The sequence below is a fragment of the Vibrio sp. 970 genome (assembly GCF_033339075.1).
Genome location: NZ_JAWOTW010000183.1, coordinates 1 through 830 on the forward strand (window position 1 = coordinate 1; position 830 = coordinate 830).

The window sequence follows — 830 nt, forward strand, 5'->3', positions numbered from 1 at the left end:
GCTACGTTGCCACAAGTAACCTTCAGATGTACGGCATTTATCCAACAAGTTTTGCTGCTGCTCAGCGGTCAATGTTGAGAACTGTTTGTGCAGTTTAACGATGGTTGGACGACCTAAATCGCCAACATTTGGATATGCTTGTAGCAATTCTAGCGGCAATGCCGCGGCTTTAAGCGCACCACTTACCAATGCTTCACTGCATTGGAACATTTTCGCTAGCGCTTTTTGGTCTTCGGCTTCACCGCTTTCCAGCTTAGCCTGCATCTCTTTGCCTTTTTCGTAAAGCGACAGAGGTTTGTGCGCATTAGCAACGTCAGATAGGAATTTCGCGTGTTCAGTGTTGATGCCATCACCAACGTAAACCAAGAAATCCTTACCCGCCAAGATACAAGACATACGACGGCGGCTACCGTCTAGCACTTCAATTTTGCCATCGTCAGTGCGACGACCAACAGCTGGGTACTGTTGACCACGCTCTTTCAGTGTCACCAAAACATCAGATAAAGCATGCTCATTCAAGAATGATTGTTCACGGGCGTTGTCCGCGAATACACGCGTCTCGCTTGCCACTTTATCTGCGGGAATACGAACCAATTCAAACTGAACCGTGCCCTCACCCGCCACTGCCAACTCGATGGTTTGCGCTTTTTCTTTTGCTGCCGCTTGCGCTTCTTGTGGAGTCGCTACTCGACGTTTATTCGTTTTACCAAATAATTTCGCGTTTAATTCAGACGTTTTCAAAGCCATTTACTTATTACCCCTGATTTAATGACGGCCAGTTAGAGTGCAATACGCGCTCCACTTCGAATGCGCTTTTGTGCACGGGATCT

Annotated in this window: 1 protein-coding gene; it reads right to left on the reverse strand. The window is 47.5% G+C overall.

Annotation, left to right across the window (positions count from 1 at the left end):
- Positions 1 to 747: ParB/RepB/Spo0J family partition protein (locus R7Q11_RS25560; RefSeq protein ID WP_225466923.1), on the reverse strand; the 747-nt coding region annotated here is incomplete at its 3' end.
- Positions 748 to 830: the final 83 nt, after the last annotated feature.